24 protein-coding genes are annotated in these 22854 nt (G+C 64.4%); 12 read left to right on the forward strand and 12 right to left on the reverse strand.

The features are described 5' to 3' along the window. Positions 1-13: 13 nt before the first annotated feature. From VPH47_RS10050 to VPH47_RS10065, 4 genes are read right to left on the reverse strand one after another with little or no spacing between them, the layout of a single operon-like run. Positions 14-1051 carry an alpha/beta hydrolase gene (locus tag VPH47_RS10050; RefSeq protein WP_368850687.1) on the reverse strand — a complete coding sequence of 346 codons (1038 nt, stop codon included), beginning with the start codon at positions 1049-1051 and terminating at the stop codon, positions 14-16. Beyond that, positions 1048-1494: a cupin domain-containing protein gene (locus VPH47_RS10055; RefSeq protein ID WP_368851581.1), complete on the reverse strand. Its 447-nt coding sequence runs from the start codon at positions 1492-1494 to the stop codon at positions 1048-1050. Before VPH47_RS10055 ends, VPH47_RS10050 begins: the two co-directional genes overlap by 4 nt. A 55-nt stretch (positions 1495-1549) precedes the next feature. Then, on the reverse strand, positions 1550-2536 hold the full coding sequence (locus VPH47_RS10060) for an aldo/keto reductase (RefSeq protein ID WP_368850688.1): 987 nt from the start codon (positions 2534-2536) through the stop codon (positions 1550-1552). Between the two features lie 11 nt (positions 2537-2547). Further along, positions 2548-3777 carry an MFS transporter gene (locus VPH47_RS10065; protein WP_368850689.1) on the reverse strand — a complete coding sequence of 410 codons (1230 nt, stop codon included), beginning with the start codon at positions 3775-3777 and terminating at the stop codon, positions 2548-2550. 168 nt (positions 3778-3945) lie between these two features. On the opposite strand from VPH47_RS10065, the gene VPH47_RS10070 reads away from it, so the two are divergent. The 5 genes from VPH47_RS10070 (at position 3946) to VPH47_RS10090 (ending at position 10049) form a co-directional block, all read left to right on the forward strand. After that, a complete protein-coding gene (locus tag VPH47_RS10070) occupies positions 3946-4833 on the forward strand; it encodes a LysR substrate-binding domain-containing protein (protein WP_368850690.1) in 888 nt (295 codons plus the stop codon). Between the two features lie 138 nt (positions 4834-4971). Next, a complete protein-coding gene (locus VPH47_RS10075) occupies positions 4972-7620 on the forward strand; it encodes an excinuclease ABC subunit A (protein WP_368850691.1) in 2649 nt (882 codons plus the stop codon). 135 nt (positions 7621-7755) lie between these two features. Continuing rightward, entirely contained in the window at positions 7756-8322 is a 567-nt protein-coding gene (locus tag VPH47_RS10080) for a TetR family transcriptional regulator (protein WP_180858937.1), read from the forward strand. 57 nt (positions 8323-8379) lie between these two features. Next, positions 8380-8856 (forward strand): DUF1348 family protein, encoded by a 477-nt coding sequence (locus VPH47_RS10085; RefSeq protein ID WP_368850692.1) that lies wholly within the window; start codon positions 8380-8382, stop codon positions 8854-8856. A gap of 272 nt (positions 8857-9128) precedes the next feature. Continuing rightward, positions 9129-10049: an MBL fold metallo-hydrolase gene (locus VPH47_RS10090; protein ID WP_368850693.1), complete on the forward strand. Its 921-nt coding sequence runs from the start codon at positions 9129-9131 to the stop codon at positions 10047-10049. Between the two features lie 114 nt (positions 10050-10163). On the opposite strand, the gene VPH47_RS10095 is transcribed toward VPH47_RS10090, so the two are convergent. From VPH47_RS10095 to VPH47_RS10105, 3 genes are all read right to left on the reverse strand, one after another. Next, positions 10164-11045 carry an RNA polymerase sigma-70 factor gene (locus VPH47_RS10095; RefSeq protein ID WP_368850694.1) on the reverse strand — a complete coding sequence of 294 codons (882 nt, stop codon included), beginning with the start codon at positions 11043-11045 and terminating at the stop codon, positions 10164-10166. A 75-nt stretch (positions 11046-11120) separates the two neighbouring features. Next, complete coding sequence (locus VPH47_RS10100) at positions 11121-11525, reverse strand: cupin domain-containing protein (RefSeq protein WP_368850695.1); 405 nt, start codon at positions 11523-11525, stop codon at positions 11121-11123. Positions 11526-11580: 55 nt separating this feature from the next. After that, positions 11581-12060, reverse strand: coding sequence for a carboxymuconolactone decarboxylase family protein (locus VPH47_RS10105; protein ID WP_368850696.1), 480 nt, complete (start codon positions 12058-12060; stop codon positions 11581-11583). Positions 12061-12149: 89 nt separating this feature from the next. Here VPH47_RS10105 and VPH47_RS10110 point away from each other — a divergent pair, with 89 nt between their 5' ends. From VPH47_RS10110 to VPH47_RS10130, 5 genes are all read left to right on the forward strand, one after another. Next, positions 12150-12458, forward strand: coding sequence for a sigma factor-like helix-turn-helix DNA-binding protein (locus VPH47_RS10110; RefSeq protein ID WP_368850697.1), 309 nt, complete (start codon positions 12150-12152; stop codon positions 12456-12458). Next, positions 12455-13486: a LysR substrate-binding domain-containing protein gene (locus VPH47_RS10115; protein ID WP_368850698.1), complete on the forward strand. Its 1032-nt coding sequence runs from the start codon at positions 12455-12457 to the stop codon at positions 13484-13486. The genes VPH47_RS10110 and VPH47_RS10115 overlap by 4 nt, the downstream gene beginning before the upstream one ends. Positions 13487-13615: 129 nt before the next feature. After that, positions 13616-14383, forward strand: a complete 768-nt coding sequence (locus tag VPH47_RS10120; RefSeq protein WP_368850699.1) for an SDR family oxidoreductase — start codon at positions 13616-13618, stop codon at positions 14381-14383. Between the two features lie 22 nt (positions 14384-14405). Further along, positions 14406-14921 carry an Ohr family peroxiredoxin gene (locus tag VPH47_RS10125; RefSeq protein ID WP_350260331.1) on the forward strand — a complete coding sequence of 172 codons (516 nt, stop codon included), beginning with the start codon at positions 14406-14408 and terminating at the stop codon, positions 14919-14921. A gap of 130 nt (positions 14922-15051) precedes the next feature. Beyond that, positions 15052-15783 carry a hypothetical protein gene (locus tag VPH47_RS10130; RefSeq protein WP_368850700.1) on the forward strand — a complete coding sequence of 244 codons (732 nt, stop codon included), beginning with the start codon at positions 15052-15054 and terminating at the stop codon, positions 15781-15783. A gap of 17 nt (positions 15784-15800) precedes the next feature. On the opposite strand, the gene VPH47_RS10135 is transcribed toward VPH47_RS10130, so the two are convergent. From VPH47_RS10135 to VPH47_RS10145, 3 genes are all read right to left on the reverse strand, one after another. Then, positions 15801-16271 (reverse strand): hypothetical protein, encoded by a 471-nt coding sequence (locus tag VPH47_RS10135; protein ID WP_368850701.1) that lies wholly within the window; start codon positions 16269-16271, stop codon positions 15801-15803. After that, a complete protein-coding gene (locus VPH47_RS10140) occupies positions 16272-16628 on the reverse strand; it encodes a hypothetical protein (RefSeq protein WP_368850702.1) in 357 nt (118 codons plus the stop codon). 457 nt (positions 16629-17085) lie between these two features. Beyond that, positions 17086-17841, reverse strand: coding sequence for a tetratricopeptide repeat protein (locus tag VPH47_RS10145; protein ID WP_368850703.1), 756 nt, complete (start codon positions 17839-17841; stop codon positions 17086-17088). Positions 17842-18064: 223 nt separating this feature from the next. Here VPH47_RS10145 and VPH47_RS10150 point away from each other — a divergent pair, with 223 nt between their 5' ends. Continuing rightward, a complete protein-coding gene (locus tag VPH47_RS10150; RefSeq protein ID WP_197611996.1) occupies positions 18065-18772 on the forward strand; it encodes a hypothetical protein in 708 nt (235 codons plus the stop codon). A gap of 93 nt (positions 18773-18865) precedes the next feature. Then, positions 18866-19291: a GFA family protein gene (locus tag VPH47_RS10155; protein WP_153855350.1), complete on the forward strand. Its 426-nt coding sequence runs from the start codon at positions 18866-18868 to the stop codon at positions 19289-19291. 130 nt (positions 19292-19421) lie between these two features. On the opposite strand, the gene VPH47_RS10160 is transcribed toward VPH47_RS10155, so the two are convergent. Further along, positions 19422-19898 (reverse strand): GNAT family N-acetyltransferase, encoded by a 477-nt coding sequence (locus VPH47_RS10160; RefSeq protein ID WP_197611995.1) that lies wholly within the window; start codon positions 19896-19898, stop codon positions 19422-19424. A gap of 995 nt (positions 19899-20893) precedes the next feature. Further along, entirely contained in the window at positions 20894-22057 is a 1164-nt protein-coding gene (locus VPH47_RS10165; protein WP_368850704.1) for a hypothetical protein, read from the reverse strand. Positions 22058-22854 lie beyond the last annotated feature (797 nt).

A 22854-nucleotide genomic window follows, 5' to 3' on the forward strand; every position in this document is an offset into this window, starting at 1 on the left:
GGGCGTCGGCCTGTCACATGCTTCCGTCCAGGCTCTTCCGGAAGAACGCCGCCAGCGCTGCAAACGGAATCAGATCGGTCCGGTCATACAGATCCACGTGGCCCGCACCCTTCACCCACAGCAGTTCCTTCGGCTGTCCCGCCAGCCGGTAGGCCTCCTCACTGAATTCCTTTGAATGCGCCTGATCACCTGCAATGAACAACATCGGACGCGGCGAAATGGTCTCGATGTCGTTGAACGGATAGAAGTTCATGAACTTCACGTTGCTGGTCAGCGTCGGGTGGGTGGTGAGCTGCGGTGATGAGCCGGCCGGCGTGAATTCGCCACGCGGCGTTCGGTAGAAGTCGTAGAACTCGCGCTGGATCGGATGGGTGTCTGCCTCAAGCACATGCACGGTGCCAGAGGTGTATTGTGTGGCGCCGCCCTCGGCTTCAATCCAACGCTGGCGCGCGGCGGCAGCAATCACGGCCTTGCGCTGCTCAACGCTCTGCGAGCGGTTGAGGGCACTGCGGTTCGCAGCGCCCATGTCGTACATGCTGACAGTAGCAATGGCTTTCATGCGCGGGTCGATCTTGGCCGCACTGATCACGAAACTGCCACTGCCACAGATGCCAAGCACGCCGATCCGTTCGCGATCCACCTGTGGCTGCGTGCCCAGGTAGTCGACGGCTGCGCTGAAGGCTTCGGCATAGATGTCCGGCGCAACCGCATTGCGCGGCTCGCCCGCACTTTCACCCCAGAATGACTGATCGATAGCCAGGGTCACGAAGCCTTGCTCAGCCAGCTTCTGTGCGTAGAGATCCGCACTCTGCTCCTTCACCGCACCCATGGGATGGCCCACGATGATGGCGGGCAATGCTTGCCCAGGCCTGCGGTTCTTCGGTACGTACAGATTGCCGACGATCTGCATGTGGTACTGGTTGTTGAAGTGCACTTTTTCGGTGATGAGCTGGGTGCTTCGATAGAAGTTGTCGGCGCCGAGGGTCATGTCCTGTCCAATTGCAGTGAAGGGGATGGTCGCGAGGACCAGAGAAAGCAGCAGCGTCCTCATTCGCTCATCTCCGAATACTGTTCGTCGCTTACTTTCTCCAGCCACGTCACCGGGCTGCCCTCCACCGCCTCGGCAATCGCGATGTGGGTCATCGCCACTGTGGCACTTGCGCCATGCCAGTGCTTCACGCCCGGGGCGATCCACACGGTGTCCCCCGGACGGATCTGCTCGCGTGGCTGACCCCACTGCTGCACCCAGCCCACGCCCGCGGTCACGATGAGGGTCTGGCCCAGCGGGTGGGTGTGCCAGGCCGTGCGTGCGCCGGGCTCAAAGGTGACCGTCGCACCTCCAACCCGGGCCGGCGCAGGGCGTTGGAAGCCGTCATCGATGCGCACGTTGCCGGTGAAGTAGTCAGCGGGGCCCGCCACGGACGATGCGCTGCCAGCAGGCGTTATGCTCAGATTGCCGCCGGCCGGGCCGCTGCCGGTCGCAGGCGCGGCCATGGATATCAACGTGCCGAGAAGCATGGACATGGGGAGTACTCCAGGAGTTGGGGGATTACCAGGCGTAGGCATTGGGCGCCTCGCCACCGGGGCCAGGCCAGATCGCATCCAGTCGAGCCAGTGAGGCATCTGAGAGCTTCAGGGCAGGGGCCTTCAGGTTCTGCAAAAGCTGGTCCACCGTGCGCGGCCCGCTCAGCGCGGTGGTCACCACCGGGTTGTGCAGCAGCCAGGCCAGCGCCACGTCGGCGGGCGCCTCGCCCAGCTCATCGCAGAACGCTTCATACGCTTCCAGCTGCGGGCGCAGCTGTTCGATACGCTGCAGGAGGTGCGGGGTAGCGCGTCGGCCATTGGCGACCTTCTTCAGCACGCCTCCCAGCAGGCCCATGCCGATCGGGCTCCAGGGGATCAGGCCCAACCCGTGGTAGCGCAGTGCCGGGATTACTTCCAGCTCCACCGTGCGCTGGGTCAGGTTGTACAGGCTCTGCTCGGCCACCAGGCCAAAAGCGTGCCGCGCGGTGGCCACGCCCTGTGCGGTGGCGATGTCCCAGCCGGCAAAGTTGCTGCTGCCCACGTAGGTGATCTTGCCTTCGCGGATCAGCTGTTCCATGGCCTGCCAGATTTCTTCCCATGGCGTGGCCCGGTCCACGTGGTGCATCTGGTACAGATCGATGTGGTCGGTCTGTAGCCGGCGCAGGCTGGCCTCGCAGGCGCGGCGGATGTGGTACGCCGACAACCGGCGATCATTCGGGCCCAGCCCCATCGGCTGGTACACCTTGGTCGCCAGTACCAGCCCGTCACGCTTGCCACCGCGCTTCAACCAGCGCCCGATGATCTCTTCCGATACGCCGAAGCCCTGCGCCATGTCCGGCGACTGCGGTCCGCCGTAGACGTCGGCGCTGTCGAAGAAGTTGATGCCAGCGTCCACGGCGGCATCCATGATGGCGAAGCTGGTTGGCTCGTCGGCAAGCTCGCCGAAGTTCATGGTGCCAAGACCCAGCCGGCTGATCTTCAGGCCCGATCGGCCCAGGGAGCTGTAGTGCATGGGGGACTCCTTCAGGGATGCACAGGCAGGCGATGGTGCTGCGCCGAGCGCGCCGCGATGCAGAAGGTGACCACCGAGCCCAGCAGCAGGACAGCGCTGAACCAGAACGTGGCGCGGTAGCCCTGGTGGTCCAGCAGCAGGCCGCCCACGGTCGCACCGATGGCGATGGCCATCTGCACCACGGCCACCATCAGGCCGCCACCGGCCTCGCCGTCATCGGGCAAAGTGCGGGCCAGCCACGACCACCAGGCCACGGGCGCCGACGTGCCAAGCAGGCCCCACAGGGCGAACAACACCGCCACCCTCGGCAGCGTGTTGCCGAGCAGGATCATGCACCCAGCCACCACGGCCATCAGTGCGGGCAGCAGCACCAGTGTGCGGAAGAGTGCCTTGTGCACGAAGGGCTCGATCAACAACGTGCCGGCCAGGCCCGCAGCACCCATCAACAGCAGCAACAGTGACAACGTCGAAGGCGATACGTGCAGCGTGGCTTCCACGAATGGGCGAAGGTAGGTGAACAGCGAGAACTGGCCCATGAAGAACAGGCTCACGCCCACCATGCCCCACGCCACCGGCGGGCGCTTCAACAGCGCGAACACATTCCACGAAGCGCGCCCGGCGGTCGCCTTCATCGATGGCAGCGCGGCGATCTTCCACAACAGGGCCACCACAGCCACCGGCACCAGCGAGAAGAACGCGCCGCGCCAACCGATGATGGCGCCGAAGTAGCTGCCCATCGGCGCTGCAATGACCGTGGCAAGCGCGTTGCCGCCGTTGACGATGGCCAGTGCACGGGGCACCTGGTGCGAAGGAACCAGGCGCATGGCGGTGGCCGCCGACATGGCCCAGAAGCCACCGATGGCCACGCCGATCAGCGCACGGCCCAGCATGAACACCGGGAAGCTGGGCGCCAGTGCCGCCAGCGTTCCCGAGAGGATCATTGCGGTAGTGAGGCCCAGCAGCAGCCATTTGCGGTCCAGCTGCCCGGCCAGTGGCGAGACCAGCAGGCTGGTGACCAGTGCAAATGCACCGGACACCGCGATCGCCTGGCCTGCCTGGCCTTCACTGACCTGCAGGTCGGTGGCGATGGGCGTCAGCAGGCTGACCGGCATGAATTCGGAAGCGACCAGCGCGAAGGCGCCGAGTGACAGGGCCAACACCGCGCCCCATTCCCTGGGGGATGCCGAGCGGACAGGCGCGGCCATGCCTGCCCCAGCCGGGGGGAGATTGAGTGAACTCATGAAGGTTTCCAGGCCCAGAAGGGCGACAACGGCGGAAGGCTCCGGCGGCCGGACCTCCCGTGGTGGGGGAGGGGGCCAGTCTGGACCACACGCTGGCGTTTGATTAGATAATCAATTTCGAATGGGTCAATTAGTTGCGCTAATCAATCCCTGTGACACACTGCACGCATGGCACGACGCAACTTCAATGACCTGCTGGCTTTCGTGACCGTAGCGCGGGAGGGCAGCTTCACCCGTGCGGCAGGTGTACTCGGGGTTACCCAGTCCGCACTGAGTCAGGCCATCAAGACCCTGGAAGAGAGTCTCGGTATTCGGCTGCTGACGCGCACGACGCGCAGCGTTTCGCCGACCACGGCCGGCGAGCGCCTGCTGCAGTCGATCGGCAACCACTTCGACGACATCGAAATGGAGCTCGAAGCTCTTACTGCATTGAGGGACACACCGGCCGGGCAGGTCAGGATCACCAGCGGCGACCACGTACTGCGCACGGTGCTGCTGCCCAAGCTGATGCCGCTGCTGCACCGCTATCCGGACATCCGCATCGAGTTCGACGTCAGCTATGCACTGCGTGACATCGTTGCCGACCGCTTCGACGCCGGTGTTCGCCTTGGCGAATCCATCGACAAGGACATGGTCGCCCTGCCCATCGGCCCACGCCTGCGCATGGCCACCGCAGGGACGCCGGCCTACTTCGCTGCACATGGAACGCCGAAGGCGCCGGGCGATCTGACCGGTCATCGATGCATCAACATCCGCCTACCCACCAGTGGCGGACTGTACGTGTGGGAGTACGAGAAAAAGGGTCGCGAGATCAATGTGCGCGTGGATGGCCCGCTGGTGTTCAGCACATCACCGCACATGGTCGATGCCGCGCTTGACGGCCTGGGCCTGGTGCACCTGCCCGTTGATGAGCTGGCGCCCCATCTGGAAAGCGGCCGCCTGGTGCGGGTGCTGGAGGACTGGTGCCCGCTGTTCCCCGGCTATCACCTGTACTACCCCAGCCGACGGCAGCCTTCCCCGGCGTTCAGCCTGGTGCTGGAGGCATTGCGGGTCTAGGTTGATGGCGTGGCGGCGCCCACGGCGGATCATGAGCGCCAAGACCGCGCTCACCCTCGCCACATTCACCCGGTAGCAGCGAAAATGCACCACTGGGCGCCCTGAAGCGCGCCGCTCACTGCCTGCAGGATCGTAACGATGTCCAACACCCCCTTTGGTGAGTCGTCATGTGCTGCCGCCGCCAGCGGCTGCGTCGAGGTGCGTGGTGCACGCGAACACAACCTCAAGAATGTCGACGTCTCCATTCCGCGCAATGCACTGGTGGTGTTTTCCGGGGTGTCGGGGTCGGGCAAGTCATCGTTGGCCTTCGGTACCGTGTTCGCCGAAGCGCAGCGGCGCTACTTCGAGTCCGTTGCGCCGTATGCCAGGCGCCTGATCGACCAGGCGGGCGTGCCGGACGTGGATGCCATCGACGGGTTGCCGCCGGCAGTAGCGCTGCAGCAGCAGCGCGGCGCCAGTAATGCACGTTCATCGGTGGGCAGCGTGACTACGCTGTCCAGCCTGGTGCGCATGATGTACTCGCGTGCCGGTGCGTACCCGGCCAACCAGCCCATGCTGTACGCCGAGGACTTCTCGCCCAACACGCCACAGGGTGCCTGCAGCACCTGCCATGGCCTGGGGCATGTCTACGAAGTGACCGAAGCGCTGATGGTTCCGGACCCCTCGCTGAGCATCCGCGAGCGCGCCATCGCCTCCTGGCCGCCGGCCTGGCATGGCCAGAACCTGCGCGACATCCTGGTCTCGCTGGGCTACGACATCGACGTGCCATGGAAGAAGTTGCCGAAGAAGGACCGGGACTGGATCCTGTTCACCGAGGAAGCGCCCAGCGTGCCGGTCTATGCCGGTTTCACGCCCGCAGAGACCCGTGCCGCACTCAAGCGCAAGCAGGAGCCCAGCTACATGGGCACCTATACCGGCGCGCGCCGCTACGTGCTGCACACCTTTGCCAACACCCAGAGTGCGCTGATGCGCAAGCGCGTTTCGCGCTACATGGAAGGCAGGCTGTGCCCGGCCTGCCACGGAAAACGCCTGAAGCCGGAGGCACTCTCGGTCACCTTCGCCGGCGTGGATATCGGTGAGTTCATGCGGCTGCCGCTGGACCAGCTGGCGGCGCTGCTGGAGCCCATCGCACAAGGTGATTTCGGCGCGCACAGCAAGGGCGCTCGCACCAGCAGGAGCGCGACACCCCGCGATCGCGCCCGGAGGGCCGCGAGTGGCCAGGCGACCCACGAGGGCGCTCCGGACGTACGCCTGACCTCGGCCTTGTCTGAAGAGAAGCGCCTGGCGGCACAACGCTTGGCAGGCGGGGTCATGGCGCGGGTACGCCAATTGCGTGACCTCGGCCTGGGCTATCTCTCGCTGGACCGTGCGACGCCAACCCTGTCGGCGGGCGAACTGCAGCGCCTGCGGCTGGCCACGCAGCTCAGCTCGTTGCTGTTTGGCGTGCTGTACGTGCTCGACGAACCCTCGGCCGGCCTGCATCCGGCCGACAGCCAGGCGCTGTACGACGCGCTTGAGCGCTTGCGCGACGGCGGCAACTCGGTGTTCGTTGTTGAACACGATCTGGAGCTGATGCGCCGCGCGCAGTGGCTGGTGGATGTCGGGCCGCAGGCGGGCGAGCACGGTGGCCAGGTCCTCTACAGTGGCGAGCCGGACGGCCTGCGCCAGATCCAGGAGTCGCGCACGGCGCAGTATCTGTTCGACCAGGTGCCCGCACCCGCCAGCCAACAGCGCAGCGCCAACCGCTGGCTGGAATTGAAGGGCATCCACCGCCACAACCTGCGGGGCGTGGACGCGCAGGTGCCGCTGGGGCTGCTGACGGCGGTGACCGGTATTTCCGGCTCCGGCAAGTCCAGCCTGATGGCGCAGGCGCTGCCCGAGCTGTTGCTGCTGCACCTCGGGCATGAGCCCGCGGACGACAGCGCCGATAGCGCGCCCACCGACGGACCGACCGTGATTGAAACGACGCGGGGCACATTGGCAGGCGATATGGACGCCATCCAGCGGGTGGTGCAGGTCGACCAGAAGCCCATCGGCCGCACGCCACGCTCCAACCTGGCCACCTATACCGGGTTGTTCGATCACGTACGCAAGCTGTTCGCCGCGACACCCGCCGCGCGCCGCCGTCGTTTCGATGCGGGTCGCTTCTCGTTCAACGTGGCCAAGGGTCGGTGCGAGACCTGCGAAGGCGAGGGCTTCGTCAGTGTCGAACTGCTGTTCATGCCCAGCGTCTATGCGCCGTGCCCCACCTGCCACGGCGCCCGTTACAACGACGCCACGCTGAAGGTGCAATGGAATGACCGCAACATCGCCGAGGTTCTGCAGATGACGGTTGACCAGGCGCATGCGTTCTTCAGCGAGGAAGAGGCCATTGCCCGGCCGCTGCAGTTGCTGCAGGAGATCGGGCTGGGCTACCTGCGGCTCGGCCAACCGGCCACCGAGCTTTCCGGTGGTGAAGCGCAACGCATCAAGCTGGCCACCGAACTGCAGCGCAGCCAACGCGGGCGCACGCTGTACGTGCTGGACGAACCCACTACCGGCCTGCATGCCTCGGATGCGGACAGGCTGCTGGTGCAGCTGCAGCGGCTTGTGGACGCGGGCAATACGGTGGTGATGATCGAGCATGACATGCGCGCGGTTGCACAGGCGGACTGGGTGATTGATGTCGGGCCTGGCGCAGGCGGGGCAGGGGGCACCATCGTGGCGAAGGGAACGCCGCAGCAGGTGGCGCGGGCCAAAGGCAGCAGGACGGCACCGTTCCTTGCGAAGGAGTTGGCCTCTCTGTAGGGCCGAGCCATGTTCGGCTATCGATGTGGGTATCGGTCAGGCCATGCGGCGCGCCCGGGCACACCATCGTCCTTGCGCCCTTGATCAGCTTCGCCGCCCATTGACAGGGTAGAACGATCGTTCTACCTTGGCGCCGTGAACACAACCACCGATACCCAGCAGAAGATCCTGGCCACGGCCGAGGCGCTGATCTACCAGAACGGGATCCACGCCACCGGCATGGACCTGCTGGTAAAAACCTCCGGCGTTGCCCGGAAGAGCATCTACCGTCACTTCGAAAACAAGGACCAGGTAGCCGCAGCTGCGCTGAGCGCGCGCGATGTTCGTTGGCTTCAGTGGTTCCAGCACGAGTGCAACAAGGCCGACACCCCGGAAGCACGCATCCTCGGCATGTTCACCGTGCTCAAGGGCTGGTTCCAGTCCGAGGGATATCGCGGCTGCGCCTTCATCAACACCGCAGGCGAGGTCGGCGACCCTGATGATCCGATTCGCCACATCGCAAAACATCACAAGCAGAAGCTGCTGGATTACACGCTGGAACTCACCACGCAACTGGATATCCAGCAGCCGGACGCTCTGGCGCGCCAGCTGCTGGTTCTCATGGAAGGCGCCATCACTGTCTCGCGCGTGATGGGCGACTACAGCGCTGCAGACACCGCCAGGGATGTTGCAAAGGTGTTGTTGGAGCAGGCCAGGCGCTGACGCCTGAGTCATCAAACCCCGTCGAACCCGTTCATCCACTTGATTGGAGGCCCCACCGTGTCCACTGAAGCACCCCGTCCGCCGCTGCCGCCGTTCACCCTTGAATCGGCCATCGAGAAAGTACGCCTGGCCGAGGATGGCTGGAACACCCGCGATGCTGACAGGGTTTCGCTGGCCTATTCGCTGGACACCGAGTGGCGCAACCGTGCCGAGTTCACCCATGGCCGCGAGGAAGCGCGGCAGTTCCTGGCCCGCAAGTGGAACAAGGAGCTTGAGTACCGGCTGATCAAGGAGCTATGGGCCTTCACCGACAACCGTATTGCCGTGCGCTACGCCTATGAGTGGCATGACGACTCCGGCAACTGGTTCCGTTCCTATGGAAACGAGAACTGGGAGTTCGGCGCCGATGGCCTGATGCAGCGCCGCTTCTCGTGCATCAACGACATGCCGATCAAGGAAAGCGAGCGCAAGTTCCATTGGCCGCTGGGGCGTCGCCCGGATGATCACCCGGGGCTGTCTGATCTGGGCATGTGATTCGCATTGCTTCCCGGAATGCAACATCACGTCCCCCTCCATGGGCCTACCGCAGCACCGGTGTGCTGCCTAGGCTGATCGCACACGGCACATGCCGTGTTCCGGGTCCACCGCTTGCGCAGTGGCCCGCCTTCCCATGAACCCTGCAGCGCTGGCCTGCCAGGCAACCGTGCCCTGGCAACGCCACGCCCTGCGCCGTGGGAAAGCGCCCGGAATCGTTCGCGCCAGCCTTGCATCGCTGCCCGCCCAATGCCCCTTCGTGGAGATCCCTCATGTTTAGCCTGGAAAACACCGCCGCGCCCATTGCCCCCGCCCTCGATGAACTGGTGCCCTCGCGCTACGCCCTGAAGGTGGGCGACGTTGAAGTGCTGGTGATCAGCGATGGCGTCCTGCCGTTGCCCACCCAGATGCTCGGCCACAACGTACCGGCCGCCGACCGTGCCGAATGGTTCGAAGAGATGTACCTGCCGCAGGATGCCTTCGACTGGGCATTGAACGTGATGGTGGTGCACAGCGGCGATCGCACCATCCTCATCGATGCCGGCCTGGGCATGGACCCGGACCTGCAGCTGCCGCGCGCCGGCCAGTTGATCCGCCGCCTCGGTGCCGCCGGTATCAACCTGGGCGAAATCACCGGTGTAGTGATCACCCACATGCACATGGACCACGTCGGCGGGCTGCTGGTTGAAGGCGTGAAGGAACAGCTGCGCCCGGACCTGAAGATCCACGTGGCCGCGGCGGAGGTGGAGTTCTGGAAGTCGCCGGACTTCAGCCGCACCAACATGCCGCAGGGGTTCCCCGATGCGCTGCGCGCCACGGCCAAGCACTTCTGGGCCGAGTACAGCAGCTACGTGCACACCTTCCAGGACGAACAGCAGATCGCGCCGGGCGTGATGGCCCGCCGCACCGGAGGGCATACCCCGGGCCACTGCGTGGTGCGTGTAGCGTCTGCCGGGCAGGCCCTGACCTTCGCCGGTGACGCGGTGTTCGCGGTCGGCTTCGACCAGCCGAACTGGCACAACGGCTTCGAGCACGACCCTGAGGAATCCGCGCGCGTACGCATCGCCCTGCTGAAGGAACTGGCAGGCACCGGCGAAATGCTGGTGGCCACGCATCTTCCGTTCCCGTCAGTGGGCCGGGTGTCGCTGGAGGGCGAGACCTTCCGCTGGGTGCCGGTGTTCTGGGACTTCTGACTGGATCCTGCGGCCATTGCGCGGGCAGACGTCAACGATCGGGGCGCATCGGCGCCCCGGTCGAATCCCGCAAGAACGAGGTCGCAATGGATGCCATCCACGCGTGGCGCGGATCTACTGGATGGAGGTGGGTAGTGCCAGCCGCTGCAGCTTGTGCGGGTTGCGCTGCACCAGGATCTGCGTGATCCGTTCGCCATCGGTCTCGAAGGCCATCGCCGCCTCCAGCTCGCCATCGAAACAGCGCAGCAGTCCCAGCCGTCCGTTGAGCATGGCCGGCACCATCCGCAATTGCGCGCTGCGCCGCAGGTGCGGGGCATACAGCAGCTGGGCAATGCGCGCGCCCCCGACCATCGGTTTGGGGAAGCTGGTGACGATACCGCCGCCGTCACCTACCAGCTCGGCCGACTCGGCCATCAGCACCTTCATCGTGCGGAAATCGCCACTGGATGCGGCCTCGGCGAAACGGCGCAGCAGTTTCTGGTGCACGTCCTGCGGGACGTTGTAGCGCGGGCGCTCCTGCCTGAGCTGCAGGCGTGCGCGATGCACGATCTGCCGGCAGGCGGCTTCTGTCTTGTCCAGCGTGCGCGCGACCACCGCGTAGTCCTGATCGAACACGTCGTGCAACAGGAAGGCCGCACGCGCATCCGGTGCCAACCGCTCCAGCACGCTGAGGAAGGCGACCGACAGATCGCTGGCGGTTTCCAGCACATACTCAGGGGTGCTGGTGTCATCGGTCAGCAGCGGCTCGGGCAACCACATGCCGACATAGTGTTCGCGCGTATGCCGTGCCAGGCGCAGGCCATCAATGGCGCGACGGGTGGTGGTGGCGACCAGCCAGGCTTCCGGATTCTCGATCTGTGACTGGTCGGCGCCATGCCAGCGCAGCCAGACATCCTGCACTACGTCCTCGGCTTCGTGCGAAGACCCGAGCATGCGGTAGGCCACGCCGAACAGGCGCGGGCGGAGGCGGGAGAACAGCGCAGTGGAATCGTCCATGCCAGCGTAGACGGGACAGGTCCCCGGATTGTGACACCCGGGGACCTGTCGTTGGTGCCAGCGCCGGACGTGCGATCAGTGCGGTGGCAGAACCGCCGGCTTGCCGATGTCCTTGATCAGGAACACCACGAACTTCGCCGGCTCGGTAGCGCTGGCGTTACGACCCACGGTGTGCAGATCGGCCGGGCCTTCATGGAAGGCCTCGCCCGGACCGAGGGTGACTTCCTTGCCGCCGGCCACGCCCATCACGATTCGCCCTTCCAGGACGTAGACGAAGCCATGGGCATCGTGGCGGTGCACCGGATCGGCGCCACCCGGCGGGTATTCCACGGTAAGGATCAGCGCTTCCTTGCCGGGCTGCTCCGGCAGGACACGGGTCATCACCTCGTGCACCAGGGGCTCGGGCGCAGCAGGGGGCGGGGTGGCGGCAGCGCTGCACAGTGGCAGCAACGCAAGCAGGGCCAGAACAGAACGACGCATGGTAGGTCTCCAGTGCGGTAGGGGAGGGCCGCTGCATGGGGCAGCGGCGGATCGATCAGGCCAGGCCGGCCTTGTCCAGGCCAAAGGCCATATCCAAGGTGCCGGGCGTAGTACGGAAGGCGACGTTGGCGCGGTTCCAGGCGTTGATCGCCATCACCGCATGGGTCAGGTCGACGATCTCCTGCTCGGACAGCTGGCCGAGCACGCGCGTGTACAGTTCGTCGGGCACACCCTGCGCCGGCAGCTGGGTCAGTACCTCGGTCCAGGCCAGGCAGGCGCGCTCGCGCGGGCTGAACAGCGTCGATTCACGCCATGCCGCCAGGTGATGCAGGCGCAGTGGGCGCTCGCCGCGCAGGGTGGCCTCCTTTACGTGCATGTCCAGGCAGAAGCCGCAGCCGTTGAGCTGCGATGCACGGATGTTGACCAGATCGATGATGGCCGCTTCGATCGAGGCGGTATGGGCGGCATGCGAGTACAGGCCGAGCTTCTTGAACAGTTCTGGGGATTGCGCGGCGTAATCCAGGCGTGCGGTCATGGTGTGTTCCTGTAGCGAGTGAAGGACACAGCGAGGCTAGGCCTGCGCCCGTACTGCCGGTAGACCGGGGCCAGGCTGCACGCTGTTGCATGAAAAACACCAATGGCCCGTCACAGCGGCCGATGCTCGGCCGTCTGCCGGGCATGGACACCTCATCGCACCTGCGCACCGCATTCCGCCCTGCCAGCGAACAGGTCTGGCAGACCTTCCTGGCCGCACTGCGTGAATTGCCACCCGATGCACGTGCGGTGCTGTTGCTGCACGACGTGCTGGGCGCCGGGTTCGAGGACATCGTGCCCCTGTTGGGGCTCGACCTTTCCGCGTGCAGGCAGCGCCTGGCGCTGGCGCGGAACCACCTGCACGCACAACGTGCCCGCCTGGAGCCAGGCCGCCCATGAACACCGCACAGCCCAGCCCGGCCAGCGACGGCCACGATGCGCTCAATGCATCCTTCTCCACCAGCTACGCCGGCGTGCTGGCCTTCATTGCAGTGGCGGCCGAGGGCAGTTTCGCCCGCGCGGCCGACCGCCTCGGCATCGGCCGTTCGGCCGTCAGCCGCAGCGTGCAGAAGCTGGAAAGCCAGCTGGGCGTGCGGTTGTTCCTGCGCACCACGCGTTCGACCACGCTGACCCGCGAAGGCGAGCTGTTCCTGGAAGGCTGCAAACCGGGCGTGAACTGCATCCTGCAGGCGCTGGAGGAACTGCGCGACCTGCGCGAGGGCCCGCCGCGTGGGCACCTGCGCATCAGCGCCAGCCACGGCTTCGGCCGACGGGTGATCGCCCCACTGCTGGCCGCCTTCCGCGCCGAATACCCGCAGGTCTCGCTAGAACTGCTGCTGGACGAGCAGGCCCCCGACCTGGCCGGTGACCGCATCGACGTAGCGTTTCGCGATGGCCTGCTGGAAGACAGCCAGGTAATCGCCAAGCAGCTGGTGCCGATGCAGCTGGTGGTGTGCGCATCACCGGCGTACACACAGGTGCATGGTCTACCGGCGTCGGTGGATGCGCTGTCCACGCATGCCTGCATCGGGCGGCGCCTGCCGGGTGGACGCATGCAGCCCTGGGAATTCCGGGTCGACGGCACCGATGTGCACCTGCAGCCGCCGGCCGCACTTGTGTTCAACGATGCCGACCTGGCCCTGCAGGCCGTCATCGACGGGTTGGGCATCGCCCAGCTGCCCAGCTATCAGGTACGTGAAGCGCTGTGGGCGGGCAGGGTGGTGACCTGCCTGGACCGGCATGCGCCGCTCGATCGCGGCCACTACCTGTGCTACCTCAGCCGCCGCCAGCTCCCCAAGCGCGTGCGGGCTTTCATCGACTTCAGCACGCAGCGGGTGCGCGCGCTCGAACTGGATGTGATCTCGCACTGGGAAGCACGCCAGCGGGCCACCCCCATGAAGCCAGGCGCACAGCCCGCCTGGGCCTGAACGCATTGGTGCGTGCCGGGCAACAGTGCGCGCCCCAGCGCGGACCTACTGCCCTGGGCGCACGCTGCCTACGCTTCCAGCATGCCCGGCCACAGCCGGTCGCCCCTTCTACATTCCAGGAGACACGTCATGAAATTCCTCGTCATCGGTGGTACCGGCCGCATCGGCAGCAAGGTGGTGGAGCGCCTGCGCACCGCCGGGCATGACATCGTGGTGGCCGCGCCCTCCACCGGCGTGGATGTCTTGACCGGTGAAGGCCTGGACGCCGCCATGGACGGCGTCGACGTGGTGGTGGACCTGGCCAACTCGCCCTCGTTCGAAGATGCGGCAGTGCTTTCGTTCTTCGTGACCGCTGGCCACAACATCCTGACCGCCGCCGCCCGTGCCGGCGTACGCCACCACGTTGCGCTTTCCGTCGTAGGCACCGACAAGCTTGCGGCCAGCGGCTACTTCCGCGGCAAAATCGCCCAGGAACGCCTGATCCGCGATTCTGGCCTGCCGTACACCATCATCCATTCCACGCAGTTCTTCGAGTTCCTGCCGGGCATCATCCAGTCCGCCGGCAATGGGGCGACCGTGCGGTTGCCCGCCGCCGACGTACAGCCGATTGCCGCCGAGGATGTTGCCGAAGCGGTGGCACGCATCGCGCAGCAGCCACCCCGCAATGGCGTAGTGGAAATTGCGGACCCCCAGCGCGCCGCGATGGCAGATCTGGCCAGGCAGTATCTGCAGCGGACCGGCGACCCGCGGCAGGTCGTGGCAGACGCCGAGGCCCTGTATTTCGGCGCGCCGCTGCAGATAGATACGCTGGTGCCGGTGGGGCAGGCGTGGCTGGGGCAGGTCGGCTTCGAAACCTGGCTGCAGCAGTCCGGCCTGTTGCAGCGTCGGCCCGCCTGAGCGGCGAATCGATAGCCTGCCAATGATCGAGCTGAAGCCACCTTCGCCCGCCATGCTGGACCGCTACCAGGGCGACGACGTGCAGCCGCTGTACACCGGCCGCGTGCGGGTGAGCGGCGGCCAGGCCCAGCACGGGCGCGCGTCCGGCGTGGTGCTATCGGACGACGGTGCACTGGCAGTGGACCTGCGCCTGCCGCCGGAACTCGGTGGGCCTGGCGGTGGCTCCAACCCCGAGCAGCTATTGGCGGCAAGCTACGCAGGCTGCTTCCACGGCGCCATGGTGCTGGTGGCCGCCCGTGCCGGCCTGCTGCTGCACAACCCCAGCGTCGAAGTGGCGGTCACCTTCGCCCGTGACCCGGCAGATGGGCTGTACCTGCTGTCTGCTGAGATCGTGGTTCATCTTCCCTGCATGGATGCGAACCTGGCCTGCGAACTGGTGCGCAACACCGAACGCGTCTGTCCGTACGCCAAGATGTTCCATCGGGGCATCAGCCATGTGGTGCATGTTCGGGTCGGCCCGCAGGGTGCGCCACTGTAGAGTCGCGCCATGCTCGACTACGGGAAGATCCTGGCCCTGACGATTACACGGCAAGGCCGTATGCCGCCCCCAACCAAGCTCGGCTACGATGGTGGCGCCGGCATCTGCGCCGGCGGGGCAGGGGGATGCAATGGATATGCAGGCAGAGGGTGGATTCAATTCGCAGGACAAGACGAAGCAACAGGAACTCACCTTCCACTGGCTTTATCAGCGGGTGCAGGGGCTGGCTGAACACAGCATCTACCCGAAGGCCGGCAAGCTGGAAAAGTGGTCGTTCCGCGTAGCCGTGATGGCCGCTGCCATCGGCATTCTCGGCAGTCAGCTGCCCGAGCGATGGATTCCACTCACGACCACGCTGTTGTTGGTCAGGCTATGCCTGGCGGTGGAGATCGGTGGCTTCGTTATAGGGGCCCTGCTTGCGGCTGGCCGCGGAATCCGTCAGTTCGTCCAGCCACGACTGTCGCATGCTCAGGAAATGGATGGCGAGTTTGCCCAGTGGCAAGCTGTGATTGCTGACCTTCGAGGATTTCCCAGGGTCGAGCGTGAGCGTCGACTGAAGTACGTAAGCCACCTGCGCGCAAGCATGATCGAGCGCATGGGCCTGATGTACGGCGGGTTGCAGCGCCTTGGACCATTTCCGCTGCTGATTGCCCTCTATCTGCAGTTCCGTGGATGGAAATGGGGTGATTGGGCCAGCGCCTTTGATGTCGGCATGCTTGGTGCCTTCCTCATCTACGCGCTGGTGCTGCTCTACCTTGCGGGCTGGTTGTTGATCGGGCTGCGCACCCGCCTGGACACTTACGTGGCCTTGCTCGAAGGCTCCATCCACGAACCTGAGCCGCCGCAGCCCGCGCCTCTGTAGCGTCGAGCCTTGCTCGACTACGGCACACCACATCGCGCCCCATCAGGCACATCGCCGACGAGAACCTGCAGCATCCGGTCCATCAGAACAGGCTCCGGCACACCAGCCAGCACCTGTTCCAGATAATCCAATGGCTCCAACTGCCATTGGAGGATTGCCCGCAGCTGCAGAACTGCGGGCGCCCGTTGCTCCGCGTCCAGTGAGACCCGCAACAGCAGATGTTGCGAGCGCCTCTCCAGCCACAGCACCGGTACGCCCCGGCAATGAACCTGGAGCTCGGAATCCCGATGCCGTTCCACGAACTGGAAGCCCTGCCGAGGCCGAGCGTCCACGAACTGCATCGCCTGGCGGCGCAGTTGTGAGAATCGATCGTCGTTGATGCTTTGGAACCCGATAGGAGATGGCAGTGGGGGCGTCAGCCATCGCGTCTGTGCCGCAACCACCGCCACGAGGCACAGCACCGTGGCCGCCCAGCGGCAGCAAGCCACTCAATCCTCCGGGCGCACCCGATCGATGGCATGCGCCGTGAGTCCCAGCCCGGCCATGATCAGCCCCTCCATGACGCGCGGGCCGACGTACTGTTCCAGTTCGCCGTTCTCGCGGGCGCGCTGTGCGGCCAGCAGGATCTCCAGCACCACACGAAGGCCGGCTAGCGAGCAATCGGTGTCCGCCAGGGCGATGCGTCTGCCCGGCATCTGATGACGCTCAGGCCAAGGCTGGCCGTCGGAGGCGGCGCCGGAGCCGATGCTGTGCAGCAGGGCGATAAGCGTGTTCGGATCCAACGCGGGGCCGTTGGCGGGCGCGTCTTGGATCGGGTGCGGGGCAGGGGAGTGGGTCTGGGTCATGGCTGGGCTCCTTGCGTGCAGGCAGAAGCCGCCACCGATAAAGGTGGCGGACGGTGCATGGTTCGAAACCCCGTGTGTGGATGACCGGGCAGGCGCAAGGCCTCCACGCACCGCCCGCCATAGCTGGCCGACGGATTGCCAGCCGACACCGCGCGTAGCGGTGCCGGCTGGCAAGTGCGAGCAACATCCACACAACCGGGGTTTCGAATCCCGACCACCGATGCACGGTGGCACGGCAAGGAATACGCGGACCTATGCGTGATGCCAATGCAGTAGGGCCGATGCCGACACCACTTTCAACATTTTCAGAATCGTTGCATACGGCGCAATGAAGCTCGAGCCTTGGGCTGCAAGGCTATCGGCGATGTCGGTGGTACGGGCCTGCGGACTGTCGGCATCCGCACGCAGGGGCCATGAGCGAGGCGGATGCGACAGGATTGCCAAAGGCCGCCAGGCGTCAGTAGCCCTTCAACGCGGCCTTGGTCCGCTCCAGCCAGGCGGCATTGTGGCTGCGCGCATGGCGCGACCAATGCTGGGCATCGTCGATGATGCTGGCGAACAGGCTGCGGGCCTGCTCACGGTCGGCGGGCTGCGGTTGTGCCATCAGCCACTCGGCGTAAAGACAGCGGGCGGCCGCATCGTTTCCACACTCCACAGCGCGCTCGAACGCGGCGCGGGTGCCAGGTGCCTGTGCAGCAGCCAGCGCCTGCGCATGGAGCAGGGTCTGTTCCGGCTTGCGACACACATCCGGATGGCGGGCGAACAGACCGTCCAGCGTCTCAACTGCAAGCGCGGCATGCCCGGACTCGAGGCGGGCACGCGCCAGACCGGTAAGGATGTAGGGGTCGTCACCCAGTGGCGAGCTGGCCGCCTGCTCAAGCAGGGCTCTGGCTTCCTCCGCCTGGCCGGCATCCAGCAGCGTCATGCCCAGGCGAACCCGGTTCTGCACGGTGGGCGTTCGCGACAGATCAGCACGTGCGTTGCGCAGGTCCTGACCCGGGTCCATGAGCTGCTTGGCGGAGCGGATGGCCTGACGGGCGCCGCGCGAGTTGCGGGCTTCCGGGAAGTAGATCGCAAGGAAATAGACGACGCTGCCGAGCAGCGGGAACGAGAAGAGCAGGATCAGCCAGTAGAGGCTCTGGCCCGAGCGGATGGCGTGCACCGCGAAGTAGATGGCTGCCAGTATGTGGAGTCCGATTCCGATATAGGGCATGTGTGCCGCCTCGTCCTTGTGGGGTTGGCACTATAGTGGGCGTGGGGTGGGGCGCCAATGGGGTGATGCTGGATCTGAGGTGACGCGTGCGTTGTATACCTCCGCTCCGACAGCCGCCGCGTCGAAGGCAAGAACATCGTGCGACCAGCCGACGGGCCGCAGAACTGAGTGGCGCAGGAGAGGCTTCCGGCGCCTGAGTCCATCCATCGAACTGGGCATCCGAATGCCAACATCACCGCCGATCAATCCATCACTGCATGTCCTCGAACTCGAAGCCGATGAATACCGACGCCCCCGACAGGCCCTGATCCGACTGGAGTACACCGAGGGGGATCGCCCCGCCATCAAGCTGAAAGTCTTTGCCCAGAACCGGCATGATGGGTGGCACTTCATCGGCAGCTTCGGCGGCAAGCTGGACTATGTCGATGGTACGGGCCCGCATTACAGCATCACCGATGGCGACATGTACCTCCGCGAGCTGAGAGGTCTGCACATCGGCACCTGGTGCCAGAATCAGGTCATGCTTTGGCTGCAGCGGCAACCGGCGGGGCGTATCCACTCCTTCTGGCTCGCTCCTGCCGATGCCCACGAACAGAACCAGGCACGACGCAGCCGCTTCTATGAACAGTTCGGCAGCCAGATCGACTGGACTGTCCCGGGGATAGATGGGCGATCCCAAGTGCAGCCCACATCTGACCTCCACGCGCTGGACGAGGTTCGCGGGGTCAAGGCCATGGACATCGGCACCGCACTCGCGAAGGCCTATTCGCGCATCGAACTTCTGGAGCTGCAACTGAGCGGAAACCGCAGGCAGTTCGCAAACCACGACAAGGAAGTGCAACAGGCTTCCGCTCGGGGCGCTTTCCGCTGCTGGGGCAGCATTGCTTTCGCGCTGATCCTGGGGGCGATAGTCTTTCTGAAGTTGCGGTAATCGGCGCGCGAGGCTCATCACGAACATTTCCCGCCGTTCTTCAGGCTGTAGGAACAGTACAATCCGGAATCGTCCACGCCTTGCTGGCCCACCATGTCGATTCGAGTAGCGTGCCTGTGCGGGAAAGTTGCCATTGAGTTGCAAGGACAGCCGGTAGCGCGCGCCAACTGCCACTGCGCATCCTGCAGGGATTTCTACGGAGTACCCATGTTCTCTGCAACGGCATGGGAGCCCGCCTCTGTTCAGATGAAGGCCTCTGACGTGAGGAGCTTCAGCCATCCCGAAAAGCAACTGAAGAAGACCTTCTGTGCCGTTTGCGGCGAGGTTGTGTTCGGCACCAATCGGCTCGGCATGCATGTAGTTCCCAATGCCATGCTCCACCGCATCAGCGGTGAGGGCTCTCATTCCAGCTGGGCTCCCACCATGCACCTGTTCTACCGCCAGCGGGTGGTGGATGTTGTGGATGATCTGCCCAAGTACCTCGACGGCTGGGATGGCCCTCTCTACTCACCGGAATGACTGAGCAAGTGCAGAACTGACTGACTCAGCCGACGCGCTTCGCCAGGAGGCCCACAATTGCAGTGGTTCGGGGCAGGGCAGGGACGAGGGAACGACCTTCCGCATTAGTGCGCCAGCGGCGACGAAACAGTCATCCTGGCTTCGCCCTCAATGAATCGTTGGGCCTGGCCCTCACCATAAGGACATACGACCCCTCCGGACCATCGGCCTCACTACACACGCGCCATCCCTGAGACTGATAGAACCGCTTGGCAGGATCATTGGCTTTCAGGCATTTCAGCGTTGGTGCGGCGGAAAAGTACCTGTCGCAGCCCGCCAGCAGCATTCTTCCCACGCCACATCGCTGATAGTGCGGATGAACAAATAGGTTATGCAAGAAGCTGTCGTCCTGCCATACGGACGCAAAGCCGATGGGGGTGCACGAATGCTCTGCCACCAGAATCCGCTCGCCTGCAGTGCTCACATCAAAGTCTTCAAGCTTGTGGGCACCAACGGCAGCCCACGAGAAGGCGGCATCGCGGGATGCGACGAACAGCTTGCGAAGGGCCTCTCGATCGGCCTCGACAAACTCGCGAACGATGACCTGCCCCTTATTAACGTGACGCATCACGGGCAACGATCTCGCGGTGAAAGAATCCAGCCACCATCTGCAGCCATCTGCCTGTAGGGCTTTCCGGCGAAGCACTGGACAGCGCCGTTAGGGATGTCGCCACATCGAGAGCCCGGCAGGTTCTCCCAGCCACCTTCAATTCGACGGAAGAACATTCCATTGATACAGCGCAGATCCTGCGCCTTCTGTGTCGGCCGCACCTGCTGACGCTCAGGAGGAACCGCTGACGCCGATCTGACAGCCGTTGGCGGCTCAGTCCTCACAGCAGACGGCTGCTCAGCGGACTCGATGGATCGCCGCACACCTTCAAAACGCTCACTCCAGGCACTGTTGGTGCGGCCGAGCGTAAGTACGCCGATGGTTGTAAGACTCACCAGAGTCAAAAATCCGGTGATCAGCCATGGGAAATTCCAACGCTTCCGCTCAATCGGCGGAAGGTACTCAGGCCGTTCGCGCTCCATACGCCCCCCAATCACGTCCAGATTGCATTGTACTGGGGTGTAGGGCAGCGGCCCGTACAGACGTGCCTTACACGCGCTGACGCGATCTCTGTCCACAACTCATCTAGACCACAATGGACGCCTCGGCGTCGGGACCGGGATCATGCGCGCCCAAGCGTCGCTCTCGGCGAATTCTGAGCGCTTCGACCAGATGGATGACGCTGGATTTCGTCGAATCAGAAACCGGCCCAAGGGGCGGCTAGGTCGATTCGATCATGGGGCTCGATCTTGCCCGTGCTGCGATCTCATCCTTGTCGGGGGAGCCAACAAGGAAGATGATTGACGACAACAATTCGCTACACAGCTACGCCCCTAATTTCATGGAATATTCTTTGGCAGATGGGGCGGGTGGCTATCAAGGACAGTAGAGGACAAGTCGCTACAGTCGCGGCGATCTACGCACGAACGCCCCCGGTTTGAACGCGGCGCCGACAAATGACTCCGCACTCTATTTTCGCGACAACAATGTGCCTCATAGCCCTATCTGCGCGGCTACGAAGCGGTTGGGTACGATGGCATCGACGGTCGCGCGCTCGGCTTCTTGCCTGTTGTTATGGTGAGAGGATCGTCTACGATTCGACGTCTTTCGGGCGATGGCACCCGCAACCAAGTGATTCGGATCTGGTCGAGATGTCGCGGTCGAGCCCGCACCTCGATCGATGGCAACCACCAGTCCACACCGCTCCGCACATGGTTTTGAATATGCCTGCGGAGAACTGCATCCAGGCCTTGGGCATAGGCTCGTCGAATCAGGCCTTCAAGTGCGTGTAGTAGGCAGTCTCGCCCGGCAAGCTGCTCCAAAGCGTGGGCCCGCGCCGCTTGCAGTGATCTGGCGCGGTCGTCCAGCTCAATGCCACAGGCGATGATCACTCGGTCGATGAGACGGCCACACAGTTGCAGAATCTCGGGCTCTATTGCCGACAGATTCAGCCACATCTCACTGCCTTGAACTGGGCTGTGTGGCGTGATGAAACAATCGGGACGGGTGTGAACGTTATCGCGCAAGGCCAACTTCGAGTCCAAGCCATGGAGGGGAACCAACTCCAGCGGGATTTGAACACTCCCTGGAAGGCTGCGAACGACTTCTATGCTCACCTTGCTCAGCATGGTGAGCACGCGAGCCGGAAGCGGAACGTAGGTCATTGGGCGCTCCGAGCCCAGGTGGCACCACGCCCAGCACTCACGCTCGTTCAGCTCGGCGTGCCCCTTCGTATTGAACTCTTCGATCTCAAAATCGGGGGTGCGCGACGGCGGAGCATCAGGTAGTCCCGCTTGGATGCGGTAGTGCTTGCGCCATCGATAATCGCAATCAGGGGCAACCAGATACCGAGTAAGACGCTGCTCCTTGGCCCAACGCAAGTATGCTTCCAACCAACCTCGCGCATGCGCTGAGGGGAATTTCCGCAAGGCAATGCGACGCGGGCGTTCGATGTAGCACTGCAGGCTCGAATCGAACTCGAACTGCAAGGCAAGGGTCAGGTTTAGGAATTCGGCCACGGTCACAATGCGTGCGTTGCGCGGCGAAGGGAATACGAAAATTTCTCGACGGTTGCGTTCGCTGCGAGTGAGCTTGCGCGGCTCGTATGGCAGGAGGGGGTTGATGGCGTGCGACTTGGGCCTGAACTCGTCGCGGGTGGCGGCAGTACCGGCGGTCATAGGAGGTCTCCAGACATGTAGGCACGCGTGGCCCAAAAGTCACGCGACGCGGGGTGCGCACGGAGGGCGCGCCAGGGGAATGCTGCGATGCGGTAGACGCGGATCAGCCAGTAGCAAAGGAGTTCGGGAGCACCTGGGGATCCGTCGGGAGGCTTGGTCGCTATTCACATCCAAGCGGTACAGCCGGCCGAAGGCGCACAACACCTGCGGCCCACGCGTCTCCATCGGGGCGGGGGGTTCGAATTTGGGAGAATCGGACGCGACGCATGCGGGCTCTATGACCCAGCCTAGGTCGGCAGTTTCAAAATCGAGCTGGTTGCTTAATGTGAGCAGTTCAGCGTTCGGTGTAGGCATGGATTGCGGGTACACGTTCATCGCGAATCTCCTAAAGCGCTGCCAGTAGGCAGCACTTGACTAGGACCCAAGAACGCGCGACGCTGCAGTTTCTCAGGCGGCAGCATCTGGGGCCCCGGTTTCGGGGCCCGCTTGGGTCAAGCATGACAATCGATTTGAATTTCACGATTGAATAGGTCTGTGCTCACCTCTTGAAATTGAGGACTGAAGAACGGGCGCAGCTGGCTCTCCCGTGACTACGCGGGAACGTCTTCAAGTCTTATCGCCCCCTAGGGGCTTGGGATCACACACGAAACCTCACCGGCTCTCAGCCTTTGGGCTTGGGCGTGGGTTTTGGTTTGGTGCTGATATCGATATTGTCTAACGTCGTTGGAAAGCTCCTCTTGTTGGCAGCGTCCATACGCGGACAGGGCACTAAGGCCGAGCGCAGATCGCCGAACCTA

It is taken from the genome of Stenotrophomonas sp. WED208, assembly GCF_040984485.1.
In the GTDB taxonomy this organism is placed as follows: Bacteria; Pseudomonadota; Gammaproteobacteria; order Xanthomonadales; family Xanthomonadaceae; genus Stenotrophomonas; species Stenotrophomonas riyadhensis.

Coding starts and splice junctions, on each gene's coding strand:
- VPH47_RS10120 (WP_368850699.1), top strand. CDS start 13,616: ATGAAATTCCTCGTCATCGGTGGTACCGGCCGCATCGGCAGCAAGGTG.
- VPH47_RS10065 (WP_368850689.1), bottom strand. CDS start 3,777: ATGAGTTCACTCAATCTCCCCCCGGCTGGGGCAGGCATGGCCGCGCCT.
- VPH47_RS10125 (WP_350260331.1), top strand. CDS start 14,406: ATGATCGAGCTGAAGCCACCTTCGCCCGCCATGCTGGACCGCTACCAG.
- VPH47_RS10155 (WP_153855350.1), top strand. CDS start 18,866: ATGTCGATTCGAGTAGCGTGCCTGTGCGGGAAAGTTGCCATTGAGTTG.
- VPH47_RS10075 (WP_368850691.1), top strand. CDS start 4,972: ATGTCCAACACCCCCTTTGGTGAGTCGTCATGTGCTGCCGCCGCCAGC.
- VPH47_RS10140 (WP_368850702.1), bottom strand. CDS start 16,628: ATGACCCAGACCCACTCCCCTGCCCCGCACCCGATCCAAGACGCGCCC.
- VPH47_RS10060 (WP_368850688.1), bottom strand. CDS start 2,536: ATGCACTACAGCTCCCTGGGCCGATCGGGCCTGAAGATCAGCCGGCTG.
- VPH47_RS10115 (WP_368850698.1), top strand. CDS start 12,455: ATGAACACCGCACAGCCCAGCCCGGCCAGCGACGGCCACGATGCGCTC.
- VPH47_RS10070 (WP_368850690.1), top strand. CDS start 3,946: ATGGCACGACGCAACTTCAATGACCTGCTGGCTTTCGTGACCGTAGCG.
- VPH47_RS10105 (WP_368850696.1), bottom strand. CDS start 12,060: ATGACCGCACGCCTGGATTACGCCGCGCAATCCCCAGAACTGTTCAAG.
- VPH47_RS10145 (WP_368850703.1), bottom strand. CDS start 17,841: ATGCCCTATATCGGAATCGGACTCCACATACTGGCAGCCATCTACTTC.
- VPH47_RS10055 (WP_368851581.1), bottom strand. CDS start 1,494: ATGGCCGCGCCTGCGACCGGCAGCGGCCCGGCCGGCGGCAATCTGAGC.
- VPH47_RS10100 (WP_368850695.1), bottom strand. CDS start 11,525: ATGCGTCGTTCTGTTCTGGCCCTGCTTGCGTTGCTGCCACTGTGCAGC.
- VPH47_RS10110 (WP_368850697.1), top strand. CDS start 12,150: ATGAAAAACACCAATGGCCCGTCACAGCGGCCGATGCTCGGCCGTCTG.
- VPH47_RS10160 (WP_197611995.1), bottom strand. CDS start 19,898: ATGCGTCACGTTAATAAGGGGCAGGTCATCGTTCGCGAGTTTGTCGAG.
- VPH47_RS10090 (WP_368850693.1), top strand. CDS start 9,129: ATGTTTAGCCTGGAAAACACCGCCGCGCCCATTGCCCCCGCCCTCGAT.
- VPH47_RS10095 (WP_368850694.1), bottom strand. CDS start 11,045: ATGGACGATTCCACTGCGCTGTTCTCCCGCCTCCGCCCGCGCCTGTTC.
- VPH47_RS10130 (WP_368850700.1), top strand. CDS start 15,052: ATGGATATGCAGGCAGAGGGTGGATTCAATTCGCAGGACAAGACGAAG.
- VPH47_RS10150 (WP_197611996.1), top strand. CDS start 18,065: ATGCCAACATCACCGCCGATCAATCCATCACTGCATGTCCTCGAACTC.
- VPH47_RS10050 (WP_368850687.1), bottom strand. CDS start 1,051: ATGAGGACGCTGCTGCTTTCTCTGGTCCTCGCGACCATCCCCTTCACT.
- VPH47_RS10165 (WP_368850704.1), bottom strand. CDS start 22,057: ATGACCGCCGGTACTGCCGCCACCCGCGACGAGTTCAGGCCCAAGTCG.